Origin of the sequence: Actinomadura nitritigenes (genome assembly GCF_017573545.1) — a bacterium.
In the GTDB taxonomy this organism is placed as follows: domain Bacteria; phylum Actinomycetota; class Actinomycetes; order Streptosporangiales; family Streptosporangiaceae; genus Spirillospora; species Spirillospora nitritigenes.
Map to the genome: position 1 here is coordinate 57503 of NZ_JAGEOK010000036.1, position 18742 is coordinate 76244.

The following is an 18742-nucleotide window of genomic DNA, read 5'->3' on the forward strand; positions in this document are numbered from 1 at the left end:
CGATGAGCGGGCACGGGAACGCGGCGCGCGTGGACGCCGCCTGCCTCGACTGCGGGAGCTGGTCCGTCACGGCGGACGGGTTCTGCGAGCGGTGCGGGCTGCGGCAGCCGGGCGCCGACGAGCACGCCGAGGCGCACCTGGTGGTGGACGGGCGGCCCGCGCTGGGCGCCGGCATCAGCGATCCGGGGCTGCGCCGCGTCCACAACGAGGACGCGTTCGCGCTGGCGGCGCTGCCGCACGGGGCGTGCGGGGTCGTCTGCGACGGGGTCGCGACGGCGCCGGGGTCGCGGGAGGCGGCGCGGGCCGCGGCGCAGACGGCGTCGGCGGTGCTGCTCGACCGGATCGCGGCGGGCGCGGCCCCCGACGAGGCGACCCGGGAGGCCGCCGGGCGGGCGGGCGAGGCCGTCGCCGCCCTCGCCGACCCGGGCGAGCCCGGCCCGGCCTGCACGTTCGTCTCGGCGGTCGTGGCGGCGGACCGGGTCACAATCGCCTGGCTGGGCGACAGCCGCGCCTACTGGCTGTCGGCGGCGGGGTCGTTCCCGCTGACCACGGACGACTCGTGGGCGGTGCGGGCGGTCGCGCGCGGCGAGCTGACCGCCGACGAGGCCTGGACGGACCGCCGCGCGCACATGCTGACGGGGTGGATGGGCGCGGACGCGGGCGCGTTCGAGGCGCACCTCGCCGCGTTCGAGCCGGACGGCCCGGGACTCGTGCTGATCTGCAGCGACGGGCTGTGGAACGATCTCCCGGACGCGGCGGCGCTGGCGTCGGTCGCGCTCGGCGGGGCGGGCGCGGAGGCCGGGCCGTTGGGGGCGGCGCGGCGGCTGGTGCGGGCGGCGCTGGACGCGGGGGGACACGACAACGTGACGGTGGTGGTCATCGAGTTCCCGCCGCCCGACCCGACGAGGGAGCCCGGCAGATGAGCGAACGTCCCGAGTTCACGATCCGCGTGGACCAGAACCCCTACCTGCCGGCGGGCGGGCGCGAGATGCACGCCATCGTGACCGTCGAGTCCCGCTCGGAGGGGGACGCAGGCCCGCCCGCCGAGGGCGGCGCCGCGGAGGTCATCATCATCGACACGTCCGGGTCGATGTCGTACGGCGGCAAGATGGCCGCGGCGCGGCGCGCGGCGAAGGCGGCCGTCGAGGTGCTGCGGGACGGGGTGCGGTTCGCGGTCGTCGCGGGCGCGAACCGGCCGCGGATGATCTACCCGCAGGGGGAGCGGCTGGTCGAGGCGAGCGCGTCGACGCGGCGCAGCGCGGCGAACGCGGTCGCGCGGCTGGACGCGGCGGGCGGCACGGCGATCGGGTCGTGGCTGCGGCTGGCCGACCGGCTGTTCGAGGGCCAGGACGGCCTCGTCCGGCACGCGATCCTGCTGACCGACGGCAAGAACCAGCACGAGAGCGCCGAGGAGCTGGACGCGGCGCTGCGGCAGTGCTCGGGGCACTTCCTGTGCGACGCGCGCGGCGTCGGCACGGACTGGGAGGTCGCCGAGCTGCGCAGGATCACCTCGGCGCTGCTGGGCGGGTTCCTGGACGTCCCCGACCCGAAGGACCTGGAGGCCGACTTCCTCGCGATGGCGCGGGCGGCGATGGGCAAGCAGCTCGCGGACGTGGCGCTGCGCGTGTGGACGCCGCAGTACGCGGAGCTGCGGTTCCTCAAGCAGATGGTGCCGACCGTGGACGACCTGACGGGCCGCCGGGCGGAGTCGGGCGCGCAGACCGTCGACTACCCGCTCGGCGCGTGGGGCAGCGAGAACCGCGAGTACCACCTGTGCGTGGAGGTGCAGCCGGGCGATGTCGGGCGGCAGATGCGCGCGGCGTGGGTGAAGCTGATCGCGCCGGGGGCGGGCGGGGAGGCCGAGCGGGTCCTGGCGTCCGGGAACGTCCTCGCCGAGTGGACCGACGACGAGGCCCGCTCGACGCGGATCAACGGGCGGGTCGCGCACCACACGGGGCAGTCGGAGCTGGCCGACGCGATCCAGGAGGGGCTGGAGGCCCGGCGCGAGGGCGACGAGGACACCGCGACGGCCCGGCTGGGCCGCGCCGTGGTGCTCGCCCGCGAGGTCGGCAACGAGCAGATCGCCGGGCTGCTGGACAGGGTGGTGGACGTCATCGACCCGGCGACGGGGACCGTCCGGCTGAAGTCGGACGTGTCGAAGGCGGACGAGATGTCGCTCGACACCCGCTCGGTGCGGACCGTCCGGACCGCCCGGACGCGCAAGGACGACGCGCCGCCGCCCGGAGCCCCGGGCGCCCCGCCGAGCCAGCCGCCGAGCGCGGCGCCGCCGGGCGCGCCGCCGCCGGGCGAGGCCGGGAGCTGAGGTCCATGCCGGTCTGCGCGAACGGGCACGTGTCCGCCGCCGACGACTACTGCGACGTGTGCGGCGACCTCATGGAGGGGGCGCCGCGCGCGGAGTTCACCATGGTCGAGCACGGCGCCGTCTCGATCGCCGACCCGGCCGGGGCGGGAGCGGCCTCCCCTCCGGCGCCGGAGGAGGCACCGGCGTCCGAGGACTGCCCCGACTGCGGCACCCCCCGCAGCGGCCGGTTCTGCGAGAACTGCGGCTACGACTTCGCGACCGGCACCGCCCAGGCCGGCTCCGACGAGGGCGGCGGGGACCCCGGCCCGGTGCCGCAGGCCCCGGCGCGCTGGCACGCGGTGATCACGGCCGACCGCGACTACTACGCCTCGGTGATCGCGCAGGAGGGCCCCGACTCGGCGTCGCTGGAGTTCCCGCCGTACTGCCCGGAGCGCCGCGTCCCGCTGCTCGGCGAGCAGATCAGGATCGGGCGGCGCAGCGCGTCCCGCGCGACCGTCCCGGAGATCGACCTCGGCGGACCGCCCGAGGACCCCGGAGTCTCGCACCTGCACGCGGTGCTGCTCGCCCGGCCGGAGGGCGGCTGGCTGCTCGTCGACCCCGGCTCCACCAACGGGACGACGGTGAACGGCGGCGCCGACCCGGTCGCGGTGAACACGCCGGTCCCCCTCGGCGACGGCGACCGCGTCCACGTCGGCGCCTGGACGACCATCACCCTGTCCCTTCAGGAGGGCCCGCCATGACGATGACGCCCGCGCAGCCGGCGGCGCCGCCCGGCGCCCGCCCTCCCGGCGCGCCCGCGCCCGGCACGGACGCCGTGCCCGCCGCTCCCCCGGCGCGGCGGGGGCGGCTCGCCACCTTCGCGCGCGGCCGCTGGCTGCGCACGATCCCCGGCCGGATCCGCGCGCACGTCGCGCTGGTCCTGGCCGCGCTCGTCGCGCTGCTGGCCGTGCTGACGGTCGCGGTCGGGAACGCGCGCGACTCCGTCCAGACGATCGGGCACGACGCGGGCCCGCAGGTCGTCGCGACCAGCACGCTGTACTTCGCGCTCAGCGACATGGACGCGCAGGTCTCCAACATCCTGCTGATCGGCCGCCAGCACGACCTCGGCAGCGGCTACGACCAGATGATCGGCGCCTACGAGCGGCGCCGCGCGGACGCCGACGCGGCGGCGGTGCAGGCCGCCCAGCTCGCCGGGCGCGACCCGGCGCTGCGGCAGACCGTCCAGGACGTCCTCGACGGCCTCGGCCGGTACGAGCGGCTCGTCGGGTCGGCGATGCAGCTCGACCGGCAGGCCGACCATCCGGCGGGGGAGCCGCCGAAGGAGGTCGTCGACGCCTACCGGCAGGCGACCGACCTGATGAAGCTGGAGCTGCTGCCGAAGGCGTACAACATCACGCTCGACACCGGCGCGCACGTCCGGCAGGCGTACGAGTCGAAGCGGACGTCGGTGCTGGCGGGCCGCGACTGGGTGGTCGTCGCGGGCGTCGTCGCGCTGCTGCTGCTGGTCGCGACGCAGCTGTACCTGGCGCGGACGTTCCGGCGGCTGCTGAACCCGGCGCTCGTCCTGGCGACGCTCGGGACCGTCGCGCTCACCGCCGTCGGCGCGGGCCTGCTGTCGGCGCAGGCGGGGCACATCAGGAAGGCGAAGGAGGACGGCTTCGACTCCGTCCTGTCGCTGTCCCGGGCGCGGTCGATCAGCCACAGCGCGTTCGCGGACGAGAGCCGCTACCTCCTCGACCCCGGCCGCGCCGACACCTACGAGCAGACCTACCTCGACAAGTCCCTCTCGGTGGTCTATCCGGACATCGGCGACAAGCCGCTGAATCTGGAGAACTACTACGCGGGGCTGGAGCAGAAGGTGGGGCCGTACCGCCCGCGCGAGGGCGCGGCGCCGTTCCTCGGCTTCCTCGCGGACGAGGCCGCCTCGGCGCGGAACGCCCGCGAGGCCGCCGCCGTGCAGCGGACGCTGCGCGCGTACATCGTCGTCCAGCGCGACGACCAGCGGATGCGGTCGCTCGCGGCGTCCGGGAACCGGGGCGGCGCGATCGCGCTGCGGATGGGCCGCCAGACCGGCGCGATCCCCGACTTCGACGCCTACGACGCGGCGCTCGGCTCGCTGATCGCCGCGCACCAGGACGCGTTCACCAGGCAGATCAAGGACGCGGACGGCGGGCTCCGCGGCTGGAAGGCCGTCCCGCCCGCCGCCGCCGTCATCGCCCTGCTGATCGTCGCGGGGGTCCGTCCCCGGCTGGCCGAGTTCCGCTGACCGGAGGAGACCCCCCATGCGCGCCATCCGTGCCCGTTCCGTCCGCGGCGCCGCCCTGGCCTGCGCCGTCCTGTCCGCCGCCGGGCTGCTGTCGGCGTGCGGGCTCGGCGGCGCGGACAAGCCGACCATCGCCCACAAGCACTCGCTGACCATCGGCGTGAAGGCGGACCAGCCGAGCCTCGGCGTGAAGGGCAGGGACGGGACGTACCAGGGCTTCGACATCGACGTCGCCACCTACATCGCCGGACGGCTGGGCGTGCCGAAGGACCGGATCAGGTGGCGCACGACGAACTCCTCGGTCCGGGAGAAGGCCCTCGCGGACGGCACCGTCGACATGATCGTCGCGACGTACTCGATCACGGCCACCCGCAAGCGGGTCGTCACGTTCGCGGGCCCGTACTACGTCGCGCACCAGGACACGCTGGTCGCGCCGGGCACCACGGCGATCCACGCGATCCGGGACCTGAAGGGCCGCAGGATCTGCGCGGTGACCGGGTCGAACTCGTGGCGGCGGGTGATCGAGGAGCGCAAGATCGCCGCGGTGCCGGTGCAGGCGCCGACCTACGGCGCCTGCATGGACGACCTCGCGGCCGGGAGGCTGGACGCGGTGTCGACCGACGACCTGATCCTCGCCGGCTTCGCCGCGGGCCACCCCGGCAAGATCATCAATGCGCCGTTCACGGACGAGAAGTACGGCGTCGGGCTGAAGAAGGGCGACCTGGAGGGCTGCGAGCAGATCAACCGGGCCATCACCGACATGTACCAGGACGGCACGGCCGCGCGGCTGCTGACCAAGTGGTTCGGCAGGTCGGGGCTCAAGCTCACCACGAGCGTGCCGCAGTTCGAGGGCTGTAGCTGAGGAGCCTCCGGCCACTCGGGGCGGGCCGGGCGGGCGGCACGGGCGGGGCGCGGTCAGGCCGTGGTGGACGGCAGCGCGCCGATCGCCTCCCGCAGCGTGTCGTAGATCGGGACGAACTTGTCGATCCCGGTGATGCGGAAGACGCGCTGCACGCGCGGCGGCAGCGCGACCAGCGACACCGTGCCGCCGTGCTCCCCGGCGCGCCGGTTCGCCGCGACGATCGCGTTGAGGCCGGTCGAGTCGCAGAACGTGACCTGCCGCATGTCGACGACCATGGGCTCGCCCGCGTCCGCCACCTCGAACAGGGCCTCCTCGAAGCGCGCCCGGGAGACCACGTCGATGTCGCCCTGCACCCGGACGAGGGTGCAGCGTTCGTCCTTCATCAGGCTGATGTCGAAGTCCATGGCCACCTCTCGCCCCGGTTCCAAGGGCACCTCGGTCCCGCGCACCTGGTACCCCACCTCAGGTGACTCCTCAGGATTGCGCACCCGTGCCCGCAATCCAAGCACTTCCCGGGATAAGGACCGGGTCGCCCTCCGGCGTCCCGGACCGTAACTCCCCTGGCCGCCGGGGCCGCGCGGCACCCCGTCCCCGTGCGGTCCGGCGCGGCGCGCCGCCGCCCGAATAACTTACTCCAGAGGAACTTACTGGATGGTAGGAAATGGTTTCACGATTTCCGCGCCTCCCCAATGTGACCGAAGTCCCACCCCGGGATCAAGGCCCCCAATAGTCCACCGGTGCCCCCCGTGACCAGCGGTTGGACCATTTCTTACCTCCGGTACGGCGGGAAAAGCAGGTGCTGACCCGGGGACGGATCGGCGCAGACGTTACAGTGGCGGTGCGAATGACAGGAGGCTGGGTGTTCTACACGTTCATGACGCGAGTGGTGCGTCCGATCCTCTGGCTGCTATTCCGCCCGAGGGTGATCGGCGGGGAGAACGTGCCCGCCTACGGGCCCCTCATCGTGGCCAGCAACCACCTGTCGTTCATCGACAGCTTCATCATCCCCCTCGCCGTCCCGCGGCCGGTGACCTACATCGCCAAGGCCGACTACTTCGTCGGCGGCGGCCTGAAGCGCGGCTTCGTCCGCTGGTTCCTCACCAACCTCGGCCACGTCCCGGTCAAGCGCGGCGCGCGGCGCGCCGCCATGGGCGCCCTGGAGCAGGCCGGCGACGTCCTCGCCAACAGCGGCGCCTTCGCGATCTACCCCGAGGGCACCCGCTCCCCCGACGGCCGCCTCTACCGCGGCCGCACCGGCGTCGGCTGGCTCGCCCTCGCGTCCGGCGCCCGGGTCCTGCCCGTCGCGCTGGAGGGCACCGAGAAGATCCAGCCGATCGGTGCGTCCAGGCCGCGCGTCTTCGGGCCGCGCCCCACCGTCCGCATCGGCCCGCCGATGGACTTCTCCCACTACCGCGACCTCCCGCCCGCCAAGGCGCGGCGCGCCATCACCGACGAGATCGTCGAGACCATCCAGAAGATGTCCGGCCAGGAGTACGCGCCCGTCTACAACGAGCGCGCCGACGAGGAGCGGCTGTAGCGGCCCCGGCTCCGCCCGGCCGGGTCATCCGCCGAGGTTCGGGGTCTTCTCCTGGATGCTCGTGCCCGCCTGGCTCTGGGCGTCGGTCTTCAGGCCGTCGACCGCCGAGCGCGCCGAACCGATCTGCGCCTGGTCGAGCCGCCCGGACTCGAACCTGCCGGCGAGCGACGAGAACATCGCCGACACCTTCTCCGCCGGGACCTTCAGCGCCTTGCACAGCGTCGGGTCCGCGCCGATGAGCTTGCGCGCCGCGTTGATCCGGTTGGCGGCGAACAGCCCGGCCGCGGCCGCCTTCGCGAACGCCTTCGTCCGCCCGTTCGCGCCCTGTTTGAAGGCGCCCGCCTGGTACGGATTCCAGATGTAGCGGTGGAAGGCGCCGAACGCCAGGCCGGCGTCCGCGGCGAACCGCGTCTTCGCGAAGTGCTTGGTCGTCTCGGTCGGGCAGGACGACGGTGCCGCGGCCGGCGAGCCCGCCGCCGCCGCCCGGCCCGCGGCGACATGGGCGCCGCCCTCCTGCGCCTTCTCGCCGCCTCCGCCGCACCCGGACGCGGCGACCAGCGTCAGCAGCAGGACGGGCAGCACCAGAACTCTGCGGAGCATTCTCTTCCCCCGATGTGCTCGTGCGCCCGGTCCCGGACGCCGTCCCGGTGCCCTACCCAAAGATCACTAGCAGGCACGGAGGGGTCGCACAGCGCGGCGTCCGGTGGCGCGGACGCCGCGCCACCGGATCGCCGGGCCGTCCGCGCCGGTCAGCGGCGGCGGGCGGTGCGCAGGAGCAGCAGGCCCGACGCGAGGACGGCGGCGGCGGTCGCGCCGTGGACGCCGAACGCGGTCGCCTTGGAGCCGTGGTGCGCGAGGACCGTCACCATGTCCCCGGCGGCGATCGTCGAGAACGCGCACATCACCAGGCCGAGCGCCTCCCGCTTCCCGCGGGCCAGCAGCGCGAGGACGGCCAGGCCGGTGCCGAGGTCCCGGACGCCCTTGACGTTCAGCCAGGCGGCGGCGTCGCCGGACGGCACGGACGGCAGGCCGAACCCCGCCGCGGTGCCCGCCGGGTCGAGGATGTACGAGAGCCCGACGTAGCCGATGCCGACGCCGGTGAGCAGGGCGATGGCGCTGCCGGTGCGGGACGTCCGGACGTCCTCGCGCAGCCGCCGCATCCGGGCGGCGTGGTGGCGTGCGCCGTAGACCCGCCAGAACGCGCGCGCCGGGGCGGGCAGCCCGGAGAGGAACTCGGTGCGCTCGTCCGGCGTCGCGTCCTCCAGCGCGACGCCGAGCAGCGTGAGGATCTTCGACTTGGGGGTGTGCTGGACGAAGTGGTCGCCCTGGGCGTTCCACTCGTCCTCGGTGAGGTGGCGCTCGGCGAGCGGCAGCAGGTGCGCCTCCTCGTCGTCCAGGTGTTCGACCAGGAGGGCGCGGTGCTCGGCGAGCGCGGCGACCAGGGCGTCGCGGCCCGCGGCGTCCGCCGACCGCGCCCAGGGCCCGGCGAGGTCGTGCAGGCGGGCGATGGTCGCGGCGACCTTCTCGTGCTGGGCCTCCATGCGCAGCACGATGTCGGCGTCCAGGTCCACCCGCGACAGCAGCAGCGGCCAGATCAGCTCGTCCTCGCCGTGGTGGTGGTTGTGCAGGCCCAGCAGGTAGTCGGCGAGGTGCGCGGTGAGCGTGTGGGCGCGGCGGCGGTCGCCGGGGCGGGTCGCGCCGATCAGCTCGGCGAGCAGGCGCGACTCGCGGCGCATGCCGCGGTGGATGACGACCATGGAGCGGGTGAAGGTCAGGGCGGTGTGGACGGTGTCGGTGCTCATGCCGCCAACGTTGCCGGGGGCGTCTTGGAACCGGCTTGGAGCGCGACTTGGAGACCGGCTTGGAAGGCCGCGTGGAGACCGGCGCGGAGACCGGTGGCTACGATCTGGTCGAGATGGTGCGGATTCGGGTGCTCGGTGCCTTCGAGGCCGAGGTGGCGGGCGTGCGGGCGGCGCTGGGCGGGCCGCGGCAGCGCGCGGTCCTGGCGCTGCTGGTCGCCGCGCGCGGCGCGGTCGTGCCGGTCGACCGCATGATCGAGGACCTGTGGCGCGGCGAGCCGCCGGCCCAGGCCGTCACGTCCCTCCAGGCCTACGTCTCCAACCTGCGCAGGCTGCTGGAGCCCGGCCGCCCGCCGCGGGCCCCGGCGCGGGTGCTGGTCTCCGCCGCGCCCGGCTACGCGCTGCGGCTGCCCGACGAGGCCGTGGACGCCTGGCACTTCGCCGCCCTCGCCCGCGACCCCGAACGCTCCGCGGAGGCCCTGGCCCTGTGGCGCGGCCCGGCGTTCGCCGAGTTCGCCGACGAGGAATGGGCGCGGGCCGAGATCGGCCGCCTGGACGAGCTGCGCCTGGCGGCCCGCGAACGGCACGTCGCCGCCCTGCTGCGCGCGGGCGACGCCGCGTCCGCCGTGCCCGAGGCGGAACTCCTCACCCGCGACGAGCCGCTGCGCGAGGAGGGCTGGCGGCTGCTGGCGCTCGCGCTGTGGGGAGCGGGGCGCCAGGCCGACGCGCTCGCCGCGCTCCGCGAGGTCCGCGCGACGCTCGCCGACGAGCTCGGCCTCGACCCGAGCCCCGCGCTCGCCGACCTGGAGACGGCGATCCTGCAGCAGCGCACCGAGGCGTTCGACCTTCCCGCGCCCGCCCCCGTGCCGGTCCCCGCTCCCGCTCCCGCTCCCGTGCCCGCCCCCGGCGGACCGGCCTTCCTGGGCCGCGACGGCGAGCTGGCCGCGCTGACCGGGCTCGCGCGCGAGGGCGGCGTGCGCGTCGCGCTCGTCACCGGCGAGGCCGGGCTGGGCAAGACCGCGCTGCTGACCCGGCTCGCCGGCGTCCTGGAGCAGGAGGGGTGCCTCGTCGTGACGGGCCGCTGCCCGGAGAGCGAGAGCGCGCCGCCCGCGTGGGCGTGGACGGAGGCCCTCACCGCGCTCGACCGGCACGTCCCGGCCCCCGCCGAGGCGGCGCCGCTGCTGCGCGACGCGTCCGCCGGCGAACCCCGCGACACCACCGCCGGCCGCTTCCGCCTCCACCGCGCCGTCTGGGCCTGGCTGAACGACGCGGCCCGGCGGCGCCCGCTCGCGGTCATGTTCGACGACCTGCACTGGGCCGACGCCGAGACCCTCGCCCTGCTGGCCGCCCTGTCCGGCGACGCGCCGCTGCTCGTGGTCGCCGCGTTCCGCGCCGACGAGGCGGGCACGCGCCTCACCGAGACCCTCGCGGTGCTGGCCCGCCGGTCGCCGCTGCGGCTGCCGCTGCCCGGCCTGCCGGAGCAGGCGGTCGCCCGGCTCATCGCCGCCGAATGCGGCGGCGGCGTGGACGCGGCGACGGTCTCCGCCCTCGCCGAGCGCACCGGCGGCAACCCCTTCTACGTGCGGGAGAGCGCGCGGCTGCTCAGCAGCGAGGGCGCGCTCGTGGCGACCTCGGAGGTCCCCGAGGGCGTCCGGGACGTGCTGCGCCGCCGCCTCGCCCGCCTGCCCGAGCCCGCCGTCGCGGTCCTGCGGCTGGCCGCGCTCGCCGGCCGCGAGGCCGACGTGGACGCGCTCGTCCTCGCGGCCGATGCCGGCGAGGACGCGGTGCTGGACGCGCTCGACGCCGGGCTCGTCGCGGGCCTGCTCACCGAGCGCGCCCCGGGCCGGGTCCGGTTCGCGCACGCGCTCGTCCGGGACACGATGGTCGCCGACCTCAGCGCCCTGCGCCGCACCCGCATGCACGCCCGGCTCGGCGCCGCCCTGGAACGCCTGACCCCCGACGACGCGTCGGCGCTGGCCTACCACTTCCACCGCGCCGCGTCCGCGGCGACCGCAGCGAAGGCCGTCGAGTACGCCGTCCGGGCCGCCGACCTCGCGGAGCACCGGTACGCGCACGAGACGGCCGTCGAGCTGCTCACCCAGGCGCTGGAGTCGTTCGAGCGCACGCCGGGCCGGGGCGCCGCGGACCGCGTCGACCTGCTCGGCCGGCTGCTGCGGGCCCAAGCGCGCGCGGGCGCCGTTCAGGATGCCCGCGCCACCCGCCGCCGCGCCGTCGACCTCGCCGAGGAGGCCGGGCGCGACGACCTGCTGCTGGCGGCGTTCACCGCGTGGACCGAACCGGCCCCCTGGCAGCTGCGCCCGTACGGGGTCGTCGACGAGCACCTGGTCGGCCTGCTCTCCCGGCTCCTGGACCTCGACGGCCTCGCGCCGGACGTGCGCTGCCGCCTCCTCGACGCCTATGCCGCCGAGCTCACGGGCACCGGGGACGCGCGGGGGCGGGCCGCCGCCGAGGAGGCCGTCGAGATCGCGCGGAGCCTCGGCGACCCGAAGCTGCGCGTCCTGACCCTGTTCACGCTCAGCCGCGAGCACGACCACCGCGTGTACGACCGCCGGGAGATCCGCCGCCAGGCCGCGTGCGCCCGCGAACTCCGCGCCCTCGGCGCCGAGCACGACATGCCCACCGCGCTGTGGTCGGGCACGATCAATCTCGCCGCCGTCGCCGTGCACGAGGGGCGTCCGGCCGAGGTGCGCGCCGGTATCGCCGAGGCGGCGGAGCTGGCCCGCCGCTACCGGATGCCCGAGGCGAGCGTCGTCTGCGAGGTCGCCGAGGCCGCGCTCGCCCAAGCCGAGGGCCGGCTGGACGCGGCGGAGCGCCACTACGCCGCCGCGACGCGGGCCATGGCGGACCAGGGGTCGCTGCACACCGCCGGGTTCGCCCTGCTCACGCGCGCGACGCTGGCGGTGTCGCGCGGCACGCTGGCCGGGTTCGCCACCGCGGCCGGGGAGCTCGCGCCCGAGCTGTCGTCGCTGCTCACCGACATCCTCGCCGCCGCGCACGCCGCCGCCGGACGGCTCGACGAGGCGCGCCGCCTCCACGCGTCGGCCCCGCCGATCCAGCCGGACTACTTCTTCACGATGTTCAGCACGTTCCGCGCCATGACCGTGGTCGCGCTGGGCGACGAGCGGGGCGCGGCCGAGCTGTACCAGGCGCTGCTGCCGCACCGGGACGGCCCGCCGGCGGGGCTGGAGAGCCTGGCCGTGGCCCTGCCGCCGCCCGCCCGCACCCTGGCCGGGCTCGCCCCCCTCGCAGGCGAGGACCCGGCCCCGCACCTGCGCCGCGCCGCGGAGGTCGAGGCTTTGTGGAATGCCCCGCATGAGGTGCCCGAGGGCTGATTCCGGCCCGTATGGGGGGCTCCTGCCGCCCGCACAGCGTGTCGGCCGGGCGATGCGGGGGCCGGGCGCCTAGGGTCGCGGGCATGGCGCAGAGGCTCCTCCCGATCGCGGTGCTGGCGACGGTCGCGGCGGCGTCCGCCTGCGGCGGCTCCGGCGGCGGGAGCGCCGGGGAGGTCCGCGGCCCCGCCCGCGCCGCGCCCGCCGGCACCGGCTACACCTCCGACCAGCTCGGGCAGGCGCTGCTCCAGCAGGTCACCGGCTACCGGCGCGGCGAGCCCGACTCCGGCGAGTACGGCTCGCTGAAGGCCCTCCGGAACGCCGCGCAGGTGCGCGAGGAGGCGGCGCTCGACAAGCCGAAGTGCGCGGACGCCCAGGCCGGCGGCGGGAAGGTCGCCGCGGACGTGCCCACCGCGCTCGTCACGTTCGTCAGGAGCGACGGCCAGACCGTGACGGAGACGCTGATGGGCGTCGCGGACGCCGACGCCGAGAAGCAGGTCGAGGCGCGCGTCCCCAGCGGCTGCCTGACGTTCCGCACCCGGCTCGGCGGGAAGTGGGCCGAGCACCAGGTCACCGAGACCCGGCGCGGCGACGTCGGCAACGGCTCCCGGACGGTCGGCGTCGCCACCACCAGCGGCGACCAGCGCACGAACACCTGGTACGTGGTGTTCGAGGGCCGCCACTACCTCGGCACCGTCACCGTCTTCGGCCCGAACGCGACCCGCTCCGAGGCCGAGGCCCTGGCCCGTGCCTCCGTCGCCCAGACCCACAAGATCCTGAGCTAGCCCGCTTTCACTGGACCCGCGCGAACATCTAGTGTCGTGATCGCGAGCGGAGCCGGATTCGAGCTTGCGAGAATCCGATCGCGCAGCGAGCCCCCAGGGCGAGTCGGAGCGATGCAGCGATCACACCCAGCGTCCGTGGAAGGGAGGGCCCCCGGGCCCGACCGCCGAGGGCGATGAAATCGATACGAGCGGTGGTGCCCTTGATCGGCAAGGAGGGCCGGGTGACCGGCCGGATCGGCCCCGGGCTGGTCGGCGAGGTCATGATCGCGATCCGCGGCGGCGCGGAGGCCTTCTACGCGCATCCGGTCGATCCGCGCGAGGAGATACCGGTCGGCTCCATCGTCGTCGTGGTCGAGTACCACCCGCCGCGGACGGTGTACGTGGCGCACGCGCTGGGGTCCTGAGACCGCCTTAAAAGGGGCGAACCAACGGCGGGTCCGCTGCGTCTACTGGAAAACGCGGACGGGACCCGCCTCCACCGGGCCGGCCGCCCGCCGAGAGTGAGGAGGCCGCATGCCCATCTTCGCGGTGGCGATCGCCGTTGTCGTCGCCATCATCGTGTTGATCGTGCTGTTCAAGATGGTCTGGCGGGTCGCGGAGCCGAACGAGGCCCTGATCATCTCCGGCCTGGGCGCCCGGTCCAAGCCGATCGACGGGGTGGAGAGCCTCGGGTTCAAGATCGTCACGGGGAAGGGCACCTCGGTGCTGCCGGGCTTCCAGACGGCCCGCCGGCTCCGGCTCGACAGCCGCGCCGCGAACCTCGAGGTGCACTGCGTCACCCAGCAGGGCATCCCGGTGAAGGTCCGCGGCGTCGTCATCTACAAGGTCGGCGACGACTTCGTGTCGATCGCCAACGCGGCGCGCCGCTTCCTGGAGCAGCAGAAGTCGATGGACGGGGCGATCCACGAGCTGTTCACCGGCCACCTGCGCTCGATCATCGGCAACCTGACCGTCGAGGACCTCATCCTCAACCGCGAGCGGCTCACCTCCGAGACCCGCGGCTCGGCCGCCGACGAGATGAGCAAGCTCGGCCTGGTCGTGGACTCGCTGCAGATCCAGGAGATCGACGACGAGACCGGCTACATCACCAACCTGGGCCGCCCGCACGCCGCGCGGGTCGCCGCCGAGGCCCGCATCGCGGAGGCCGAGCGGGACCAGGAGGCCACCCGCAAGGAGCAGGAGGCCATGCGGGAGAACGCCGCGGTGATCCGGGACACCGAGATCAAGAAGGCGGAGTACGAGGGCCAGGTGCAGCAGGCCGCGCAGCAGGCCCGCCAGGAGGTCATCCTCAAGGAGACGCGCAACGCCGAGCTGGAGGCCGAGCGCACCGAGAAGCGGCTGGAGAGCGAGGTCCGCAAGCCGGCCGACGCGCGCGCGTACGAGCAGGTGAAGCTGGCCGAGGCCGAGCGGGAGGAGCGCATCTCCTACGCGCAGGCCGCCGCCACCGAGGTGCAGCTGAAGGCGCAGCGGGAGGCCGAGGCCACCCGCCTCCTCGGTGAGGCGCAGGCCGAGGCGACCCGCCAGAAGGGCCTCGCGGAGGCCGAGGCGATCAAGGCCCGCGCGGACGCGCTGGCGCAGAACACCGACGCGGTCATCGCCCAGCAGCTCGCCGAGAAGTGGCCGGAGATCGTCCAGGCCGGCGCGGGCGTGTTCGGCAACGTCGACAACATGGTCGTGCTGAACGGCGCGGAGGGCATCGAGGACATGCTCGCCAAGGCGCTGACGCTCGGCGGCACCGGGCTCGGCGTGGCCCGCCAGCTGCTGGCGGGCATGAACGGCCAGAACGGCCAGAACGGCAACCCGGCCAACGGCGCCGCCCAGGCCGTCCCGGCCGCCCCGGTGGAACTCCCCGACAAGGACTGACCCCCCGGCGACCGTCCCGGCGACGCGGCCGGTGTCCCGCCCGAGCGGCGGGGCACCGGCCGTTTCCGCGGAGGCCCGCCGCCCCCGCCGGGCCCCAATAGACTCGGCGCATGTCCGTGCCGCGGCTCGCTGTCTCCGTCGATCTGGTCGTGCTCACCGTGCGGGAGCAGCGGCTGTCCGCGCTGATGTGGCGGCGGGACCGGGCGCCCTACGACGGGGCGTGGTCGCTGCCCGGCGGGTTCATCCAGCTCGACGAGGACCTGCCCGCCGCCGCGTCCCGGCTGATGGCGGAGCGGGCCGGGCTCGCGGACGTCCGGATCCACCTGGAGCAGCTCGCGACCTACGGGTATCCGGACCGGGACCCGCGGCAGCGCGTGGTGAGCGTCGCCTACCTCGGCCTCGCGCCGGACCTGCCCGCCTCCAGCCGGGCGCAGGTGCTGTGGACGGCGGTCGACGACCTGATCGGCAAGGACCGGGCCGCGTTCGACCACCGGCGGATCCTGTGCGACGGGATGGAGCGCGCGCGGGCGAAGCTCGAGTACACCTCGCTCGCGGCGGCGTTCTGCCCGCCCGAGTTCACCGTCGCGGAGCTGCGCCGGGTGTACGAGATCGTCTGGGGCACCGTCCTGGATCCGCGGAACTTCCACCGGAAGGTGACGGGCGCGGACCGGTTCCTGATCCCGACCGACCGGACGACGACCCGCGACGGCGGCCGCCCGGCGCGGCTGTACCGGCGCGGCGACGCCGAGCAGCTGCGCCCTCCGATGCTCCGCCCCCGCGGCTGATCGCCGGCCGGGCCGGGCCGGGCCGGGACGGCGGCCGGGCCGGGGCGGGGCCCGGGCCCGCGGCGAGGGTAAAAGATCGCCGCGTTGACCTGGGGTGATGTCGCGGGCATCCGGGCGGGATTGCTAGCTTGCGACCTATGAACGGTGACTCGTCCGAAGTGCTGGGCCTGCTCGTCAGGGACATCGGGGAGGCCGGCGTCGCGGAGATGGCCGGGTCCCCCGGCCTGGCGGCGGCGGTCGACCAGCACGTGGCGAGCCTGCGCGACGAGCTGGGCGATCCCGGCGAGGACGAGCTGATGGGCTACCTGCGGTCGTTCGCGGAGGAGGCGTTCAACCGCGGCTGGTGGCCCGACAGCACCCGCGACTGGGAGTTCGTCCGGATCGTCGCGGTGTGCTGGATGATGCGGGACGCCGCGGCCCCCTGAGCGGGGCGTGTCCCGCTTTGGCCTGGGACGTGCCCCATTCCGTAGGCTTGACCCCAACACCCCTGTGCAGACCTGGAGGACAACGGTGTCCGAGGCAACCACTCCGCGCTTCCGCTCCGTCCTCGACCGGTTCGTGGCTTACAAGCCCGGGAAGGTCGTGGTGTCGCCCGAGGGCCGCTCGTTCAAGCTCTCGTCCAACGAGTCGCCGGAGGGGCCGCTCCCCTCGGTGCTGGACGCGATCATGGAGGCGGCGCGGAACATCAACCGCTACCCCGACAACAACGCGACGGCGCTGACCGAGGCGATCGCCGGGTTCTGCGGCGTGTTTGCCGAGCAGGTCGCGGTGGGCTGCGGGTCGGTCGGCATGACCCAGATGCTGCTGGAGGCGGTCGCCGAGCCGGGCACCGAGGTGGTGTACGCGTGGCGGTCGTTCGAGGCGTACCCGCTGCTGGTGTCGCTGTCGGGCGCGACGGGCGTCCAGGTGCCGCTGAAGGACGAGACGCACGACCTGCCGGCGATGGCCGACGCGATCAACGAGAGGACCCGGCTGGTGTTCCTCTGCAACCCGAACAACCCGACCGGGACCGTGGTGCCGCGCGCGGAGATCGAGGCGTTCCTCGACCGGGTGCCCGAGGACTGCCTGGTCGTGCTGGACGAGGCGTACCGCGAGTACGTCCGCGACGACGCGGTCCCGGACGGCCTCACGATGTACGGCGACCGGCCGAACCTGGCGGTCCTGCGGACGTTCTCGAAGGCGTACGGGCTGGCGGGCCTGCGGATCGGGTACCTCGTGGCGCACCCGATCGTGGCGGGCGCGATCCGCAAGACGTTCCTGCCGTTCAGCGTGAACTCCGTGGCGCAGGCGGCGGGCATCGCGTCGCTGAAGGCGACGGACGAGCTGCTGGAGCGCGTCGAGCGGACGGTGAAGGAGCGCGACCGGGTCCGCGGGGCGCTGCTCGCGGACGGCTGGACGGTCCCGCCGACGGAGGCCAACTTCGTGTGGCTGCGGCTCGGGGAGCGGACGATGGCCTTCTCGGCGGCCTGCGACGCGCACGGGGTGAGCGTCCGCCCGTTCGAGGGGGAGGGCGCGCGCGTCTCGATCGGCTCGCCGGAGGAGAACGACGCGTTCCTGGCCGTGGCGAAGGCGTTCCCGCACCGGACCTGACCTCGGCCGGCGGCGGCGTGGCGCCGCCGCGGGCAACGCCGGAGGCCGGCGGCCACCGTGCAAGTGCAGGGCCGGTTCGTCCGGGACCGGAGGAATCGGCCCTGCCCTGCGTTCACCGGAGGCGGGAGCGGATCAGCTCGTGGCCCAGAGCTGCTGGCCGCCGCTGCCGACCAGCTTGAAGGCGGCGGTGACCGTGGCCGTGCCGGGGCAGAGCGAGGATCCGCTCAGCTTGGTCACGGTGCCGTTGGTGATCTTGGCTTCGGCCTGGGCGATGGAGGTGTCGGGCCGGTTGGGGTTGTTCGGGTTGTAGCCGTCGCCGGTGAGGGTGCCGGAGTAGACGCAGCTGAGTCCGAAGACGGTGGCGCCGACGGTGTAGTGGGCGACGGTGATGGTGCCGTCGTGGCCGCCGGAGACGGGGGCGTAGACGACGGAGCCGCCGGTCCAGGGCAGGTTCTGGGCGGTCACGGTCACGGTGCCGAGGCTGCTGGTGCAGCCGGTGAACGACGCCGACGTGACGTTCAGGCCGGTGCCGTCGGAGTTGATCGTGCCGTTCTGGATGGCGGACGTGCAGGTGGCGTTGCTGAGCGACGTGACGACCGAGACGTTGCCCAGGTTGGTCGCGACGACGCCGCCGGAGTAGGCCGGGCCGGTGGCGCTGCCGCTGTGGATCGTGGTGGTCGCGGCGGATGCCGGCGCGATCGCCAGGGCGAGCACCGAGGCCGATGCGGCCCCTACGACTGCGAGCTTGCGAACACGTGACACCTGTGGCTCCCTTCGCGAGGTGTCAAGGGGGTGGTACCGGGATTAAGCACATCTTCTCCGGGCGAATTCAAGAGCGTGACCGGATTGAGACACTTTCTGGTTTCTATTGGACCGGGAAGCCAATGAGCGCATTCGGGCATGCGAAAGTGCGCGCTCAGTGAATGGCGCGTGTGTGAAAAGGAGATGGCGGGGTCTGTGCAGGCGGGGTGGGGTCCGGGAGCGAGTGATCACGTCCCGGACGGTTCGCGGAGCCCCGGCACCGGAGGGGCGGGGCGTTCGGGGCGTTCGGGGCAAAGGGCGGCCTGTGCTGCGGAAGCCTGCGGGAATGCCGGGCCGGCACGGCTCGGCGGCAGGCGCACCGCGCAGGCCGGGGCGAACGGACTTGTCGAGTGCACGGCGCGCTCCCACGAATCCGGATACGGCAGGAACCGGTATGGAGACACGCGCCCAGCGCTGGAGAATCCGGCCGAGGGGTGCGGCCGGGATCAGCGATGATGCCTCACGTGACCGCCATCATGAACGGCGAAACATGATCGGTCAAGGCCATTCGCCGTATGGCCGATCCGGGATGGCCGGAAGTGCATTTCCGGCCGCCCCGGCTTCCCGTCCGCCGGGCGGCCGCCCGCAGCGTCGCCGGCCGAGGTGCCGCCCCTGCGCGGCTGCGGCGCCGGAGCGCCGGCGAGGAAGCGTCGCGGCGCCCCCTCCGGAGTGCCTTCCGGGCGGACCGCGCGGCGGCGGCTGCCGGCCCGCCGCAGCCGCGCGATCTCGTGCCGGCGGCCGGGCACGCGGCGTTCCCCCGCAGTTCGCTGCGCGAATTAAAGCA

At 74.6% G+C, this 18742-nt stretch carries 17 protein-coding genes; 13 read left to right on the forward strand and 4 right to left on the reverse strand.

What is annotated here, in order from left to right:
• Positions 1-2: 2 nt before the first annotated feature.
• The 5 genes from J4557_RS40090 to J4557_RS40110 are packed head-to-tail and all read left to right on the forward strand — an operon-like array spanning position 3 to position 5448.
• Positions 3-923 (forward strand): PP2C family protein-serine/threonine phosphatase, encoded by a 921-nt coding sequence (locus J4557_RS40090; protein ID WP_208272050.1) that lies wholly within the window; start codon positions 3-5, stop codon positions 921-923.
• Positions 920-2323: a vWA domain-containing protein gene (locus tag J4557_RS40095; RefSeq protein ID WP_208272051.1), complete on the forward strand. Its 1404-nt coding sequence runs from the start codon at positions 920-922 to the stop codon at positions 2321-2323. The genes J4557_RS40090 and J4557_RS40095 overlap by 4 nt, the downstream gene beginning before the upstream one ends.
• A 5-nt stretch (positions 2324-2328) precedes the next feature.
• A complete protein-coding gene (locus J4557_RS40100) occupies positions 2329-3063 on the forward strand; it encodes an FHA domain-containing protein (RefSeq protein WP_208272052.1) in 735 nt (244 codons plus the stop codon).
• A complete protein-coding gene (locus J4557_RS40105) occupies positions 3060-4589 on the forward strand; it encodes a GlnX family signal transduction membrane protein (protein ID WP_279576351.1) in 1530 nt (509 codons plus the stop codon). The genes J4557_RS40100 and J4557_RS40105 overlap by 4 nt, the downstream gene beginning before the upstream one ends.
• A gap of 16 nt (positions 4590-4605) precedes the next feature.
• Positions 4606-5448 carry a glutamate ABC transporter substrate-binding protein gene (locus J4557_RS40110; RefSeq protein WP_208272053.1) on the forward strand — a complete coding sequence of 281 codons (843 nt, stop codon included), beginning with the start codon at positions 4606-4608 and terminating at the stop codon, positions 5446-5448.
• 53 nt (positions 5449-5501) lie between these two features.
• On the opposite strand, the gene J4557_RS40115 is transcribed toward J4557_RS40110, so the two are convergent.
• Positions 5502-5909, reverse strand: a complete 408-nt coding sequence (locus J4557_RS40115; RefSeq protein WP_307800487.1) for an STAS domain-containing protein — start codon at positions 5907-5909, stop codon at positions 5502-5504.
• 398 nt (positions 5910-6307) lie between these two features.
• On the opposite strand from J4557_RS40115, the gene J4557_RS40120 reads away from it, so the two are divergent.
• Entirely contained in the window at positions 6308-6985 is a 678-nt protein-coding gene (locus J4557_RS40120; protein ID WP_307800491.1) for a lysophospholipid acyltransferase family protein, read from the forward strand.
• Between the two features lie 24 nt (positions 6986-7009).
• Here J4557_RS40120 and J4557_RS40125 read toward each other — a convergent pair whose 3' ends face one another.
• Together J4557_RS40125 and J4557_RS40130 are read right to left on the reverse strand one after the other, a co-directional pair.
• Positions 7010-7585: a hypothetical protein gene (locus J4557_RS40125; protein WP_208272054.1), complete on the reverse strand. Its 576-nt coding sequence runs from the start codon at positions 7583-7585 to the stop codon at positions 7010-7012.
• A 149-nt stretch (positions 7586-7734) separates the two neighbouring features.
• Positions 7735-8787 carry a DUF4267 domain-containing protein gene (locus J4557_RS40130; RefSeq protein WP_243777110.1) on the reverse strand — a complete coding sequence of 351 codons (1053 nt, stop codon included), beginning with the start codon at positions 8785-8787 and terminating at the stop codon, positions 7735-7737.
• A gap of 47 nt (positions 8788-8834) precedes the next feature.
• Between J4557_RS40130 and J4557_RS40135 the strand changes: the two genes are divergently transcribed.
• The 7 genes from J4557_RS40135 (at position 8835) to hisC (ending at position 17157) form a co-directional block, all read left to right on the forward strand.
• Positions 8835-12137: an ATP-binding protein gene (locus tag J4557_RS40135; protein WP_243777111.1), complete on the forward strand. Its 3303-nt coding sequence runs from the start codon at positions 8835-8837 to the stop codon at positions 12135-12137.
• 83 nt (positions 12138-12220) lie between these two features.
• Positions 12221-12919, forward strand: a complete 699-nt coding sequence (locus J4557_RS40140; RefSeq protein WP_208272055.1) for a hypothetical protein — start codon at positions 12221-12223, stop codon at positions 12917-12919.
• Between the two features lie 221 nt (positions 12920-13140).
• Complete coding sequence (locus tag J4557_RS40145) at positions 13141-13323, forward strand: NfeD C-terminal domain-containing protein (protein ID WP_241755165.1); 183 nt, start codon at positions 13141-13143, stop codon at positions 13321-13323.
• A gap of 109 nt (positions 13324-13432) precedes the next feature.
• Positions 13433-14782 (forward strand): SPFH domain-containing protein, encoded by a 1350-nt coding sequence (locus J4557_RS40150; protein ID WP_208272056.1) that lies wholly within the window; start codon positions 13433-13435, stop codon positions 14780-14782.
• A gap of 110 nt (positions 14783-14892) precedes the next feature.
• Complete coding sequence (locus tag J4557_RS40155) at positions 14893-15567, forward strand: NUDIX hydrolase (RefSeq protein ID WP_208272057.1); 675 nt, start codon at positions 14893-14895, stop codon at positions 15565-15567.
• A gap of 137 nt (positions 15568-15704) precedes the next feature.
• Positions 15705-15992: a DUF6401 family natural product biosynthesis protein gene (locus tag J4557_RS40160; protein ID WP_208272058.1), complete on the forward strand. Its 288-nt coding sequence runs from the start codon at positions 15705-15707 to the stop codon at positions 15990-15992.
• Positions 15993-16077: 85 nt separating this feature from the next.
• Positions 16078-17157, forward strand: a complete 1080-nt coding sequence (gene hisC / locus J4557_RS40165) for a histidinol-phosphate transaminase (RefSeq protein ID WP_208272059.1) — start codon at positions 16078-16080, stop codon at positions 17155-17157.
• Between the two features lie 132 nt (positions 17158-17289).
• Here hisC and J4557_RS40170 read toward each other — a convergent pair whose 3' ends face one another.
• Positions 17290-17919 carry a hypothetical protein gene (locus J4557_RS40170; RefSeq protein ID WP_208272060.1) on the reverse strand — a complete coding sequence of 210 codons (630 nt, stop codon included), beginning with the start codon at positions 17917-17919 and terminating at the stop codon, positions 17290-17292.
• Between the last annotated feature and the right edge of the window lie 823 nt (positions 17920-18742).

Coding starts and splice junctions, on each gene's coding strand:
- J4557_RS40125 (WP_208272054.1), bottom strand. CDS start 7,585: ATGCTCCGCAGAGTTCTGGTGCTGCCCGTCCTGCTGCTGACGCTGGTC.
- J4557_RS40090 (WP_208272050.1), top strand. CDS start 3: ATGAGCGGGCACGGGAACGCGGCGCGCGTGGACGCCGCCTGCCTCGAC.
- J4557_RS40110 (WP_208272053.1), top strand. CDS start 4,606: ATGCGCGCCATCCGTGCCCGTTCCGTCCGCGGCGCCGCCCTGGCCTGC.
- J4557_RS40095 (WP_208272051.1), top strand. CDS start 920: ATGAGCGAACGTCCCGAGTTCACGATCCGCGTGGACCAGAACCCCTAC.
- J4557_RS40140 (WP_208272055.1), top strand. CDS start 12,221: ATGGCGCAGAGGCTCCTCCCGATCGCGGTGCTGGCGACGGTCGCGGCG.
- J4557_RS40105 (WP_279576351.1), top strand. CDS start 3,060: ATGACGATGACGCCCGCGCAGCCGGCGGCGCCGCCCGGCGCCCGCCCT.
- J4557_RS40160 (WP_208272058.1), top strand. CDS start 15,705: ATGAACGGTGACTCGTCCGAAGTGCTGGGCCTGCTCGTCAGGGACATC.
- J4557_RS40150 (WP_208272056.1), top strand. CDS start 13,433: ATGCCCATCTTCGCGGTGGCGATCGCCGTTGTCGTCGCCATCATCGTG.
- J4557_RS40100 (WP_208272052.1), top strand. CDS start 2,329: ATGCCGGTCTGCGCGAACGGGCACGTGTCCGCCGCCGACGACTACTGC.
- J4557_RS40130 (WP_243777110.1), bottom strand. CDS start 8,787: ATGAGCACCGACACCGTCCACACCGCCCTGACCTTCACCCGCTCCATG.
- J4557_RS40155 (WP_208272057.1), top strand. CDS start 14,893: ATGTCCGTGCCGCGGCTCGCTGTCTCCGTCGATCTGGTCGTGCTCACC.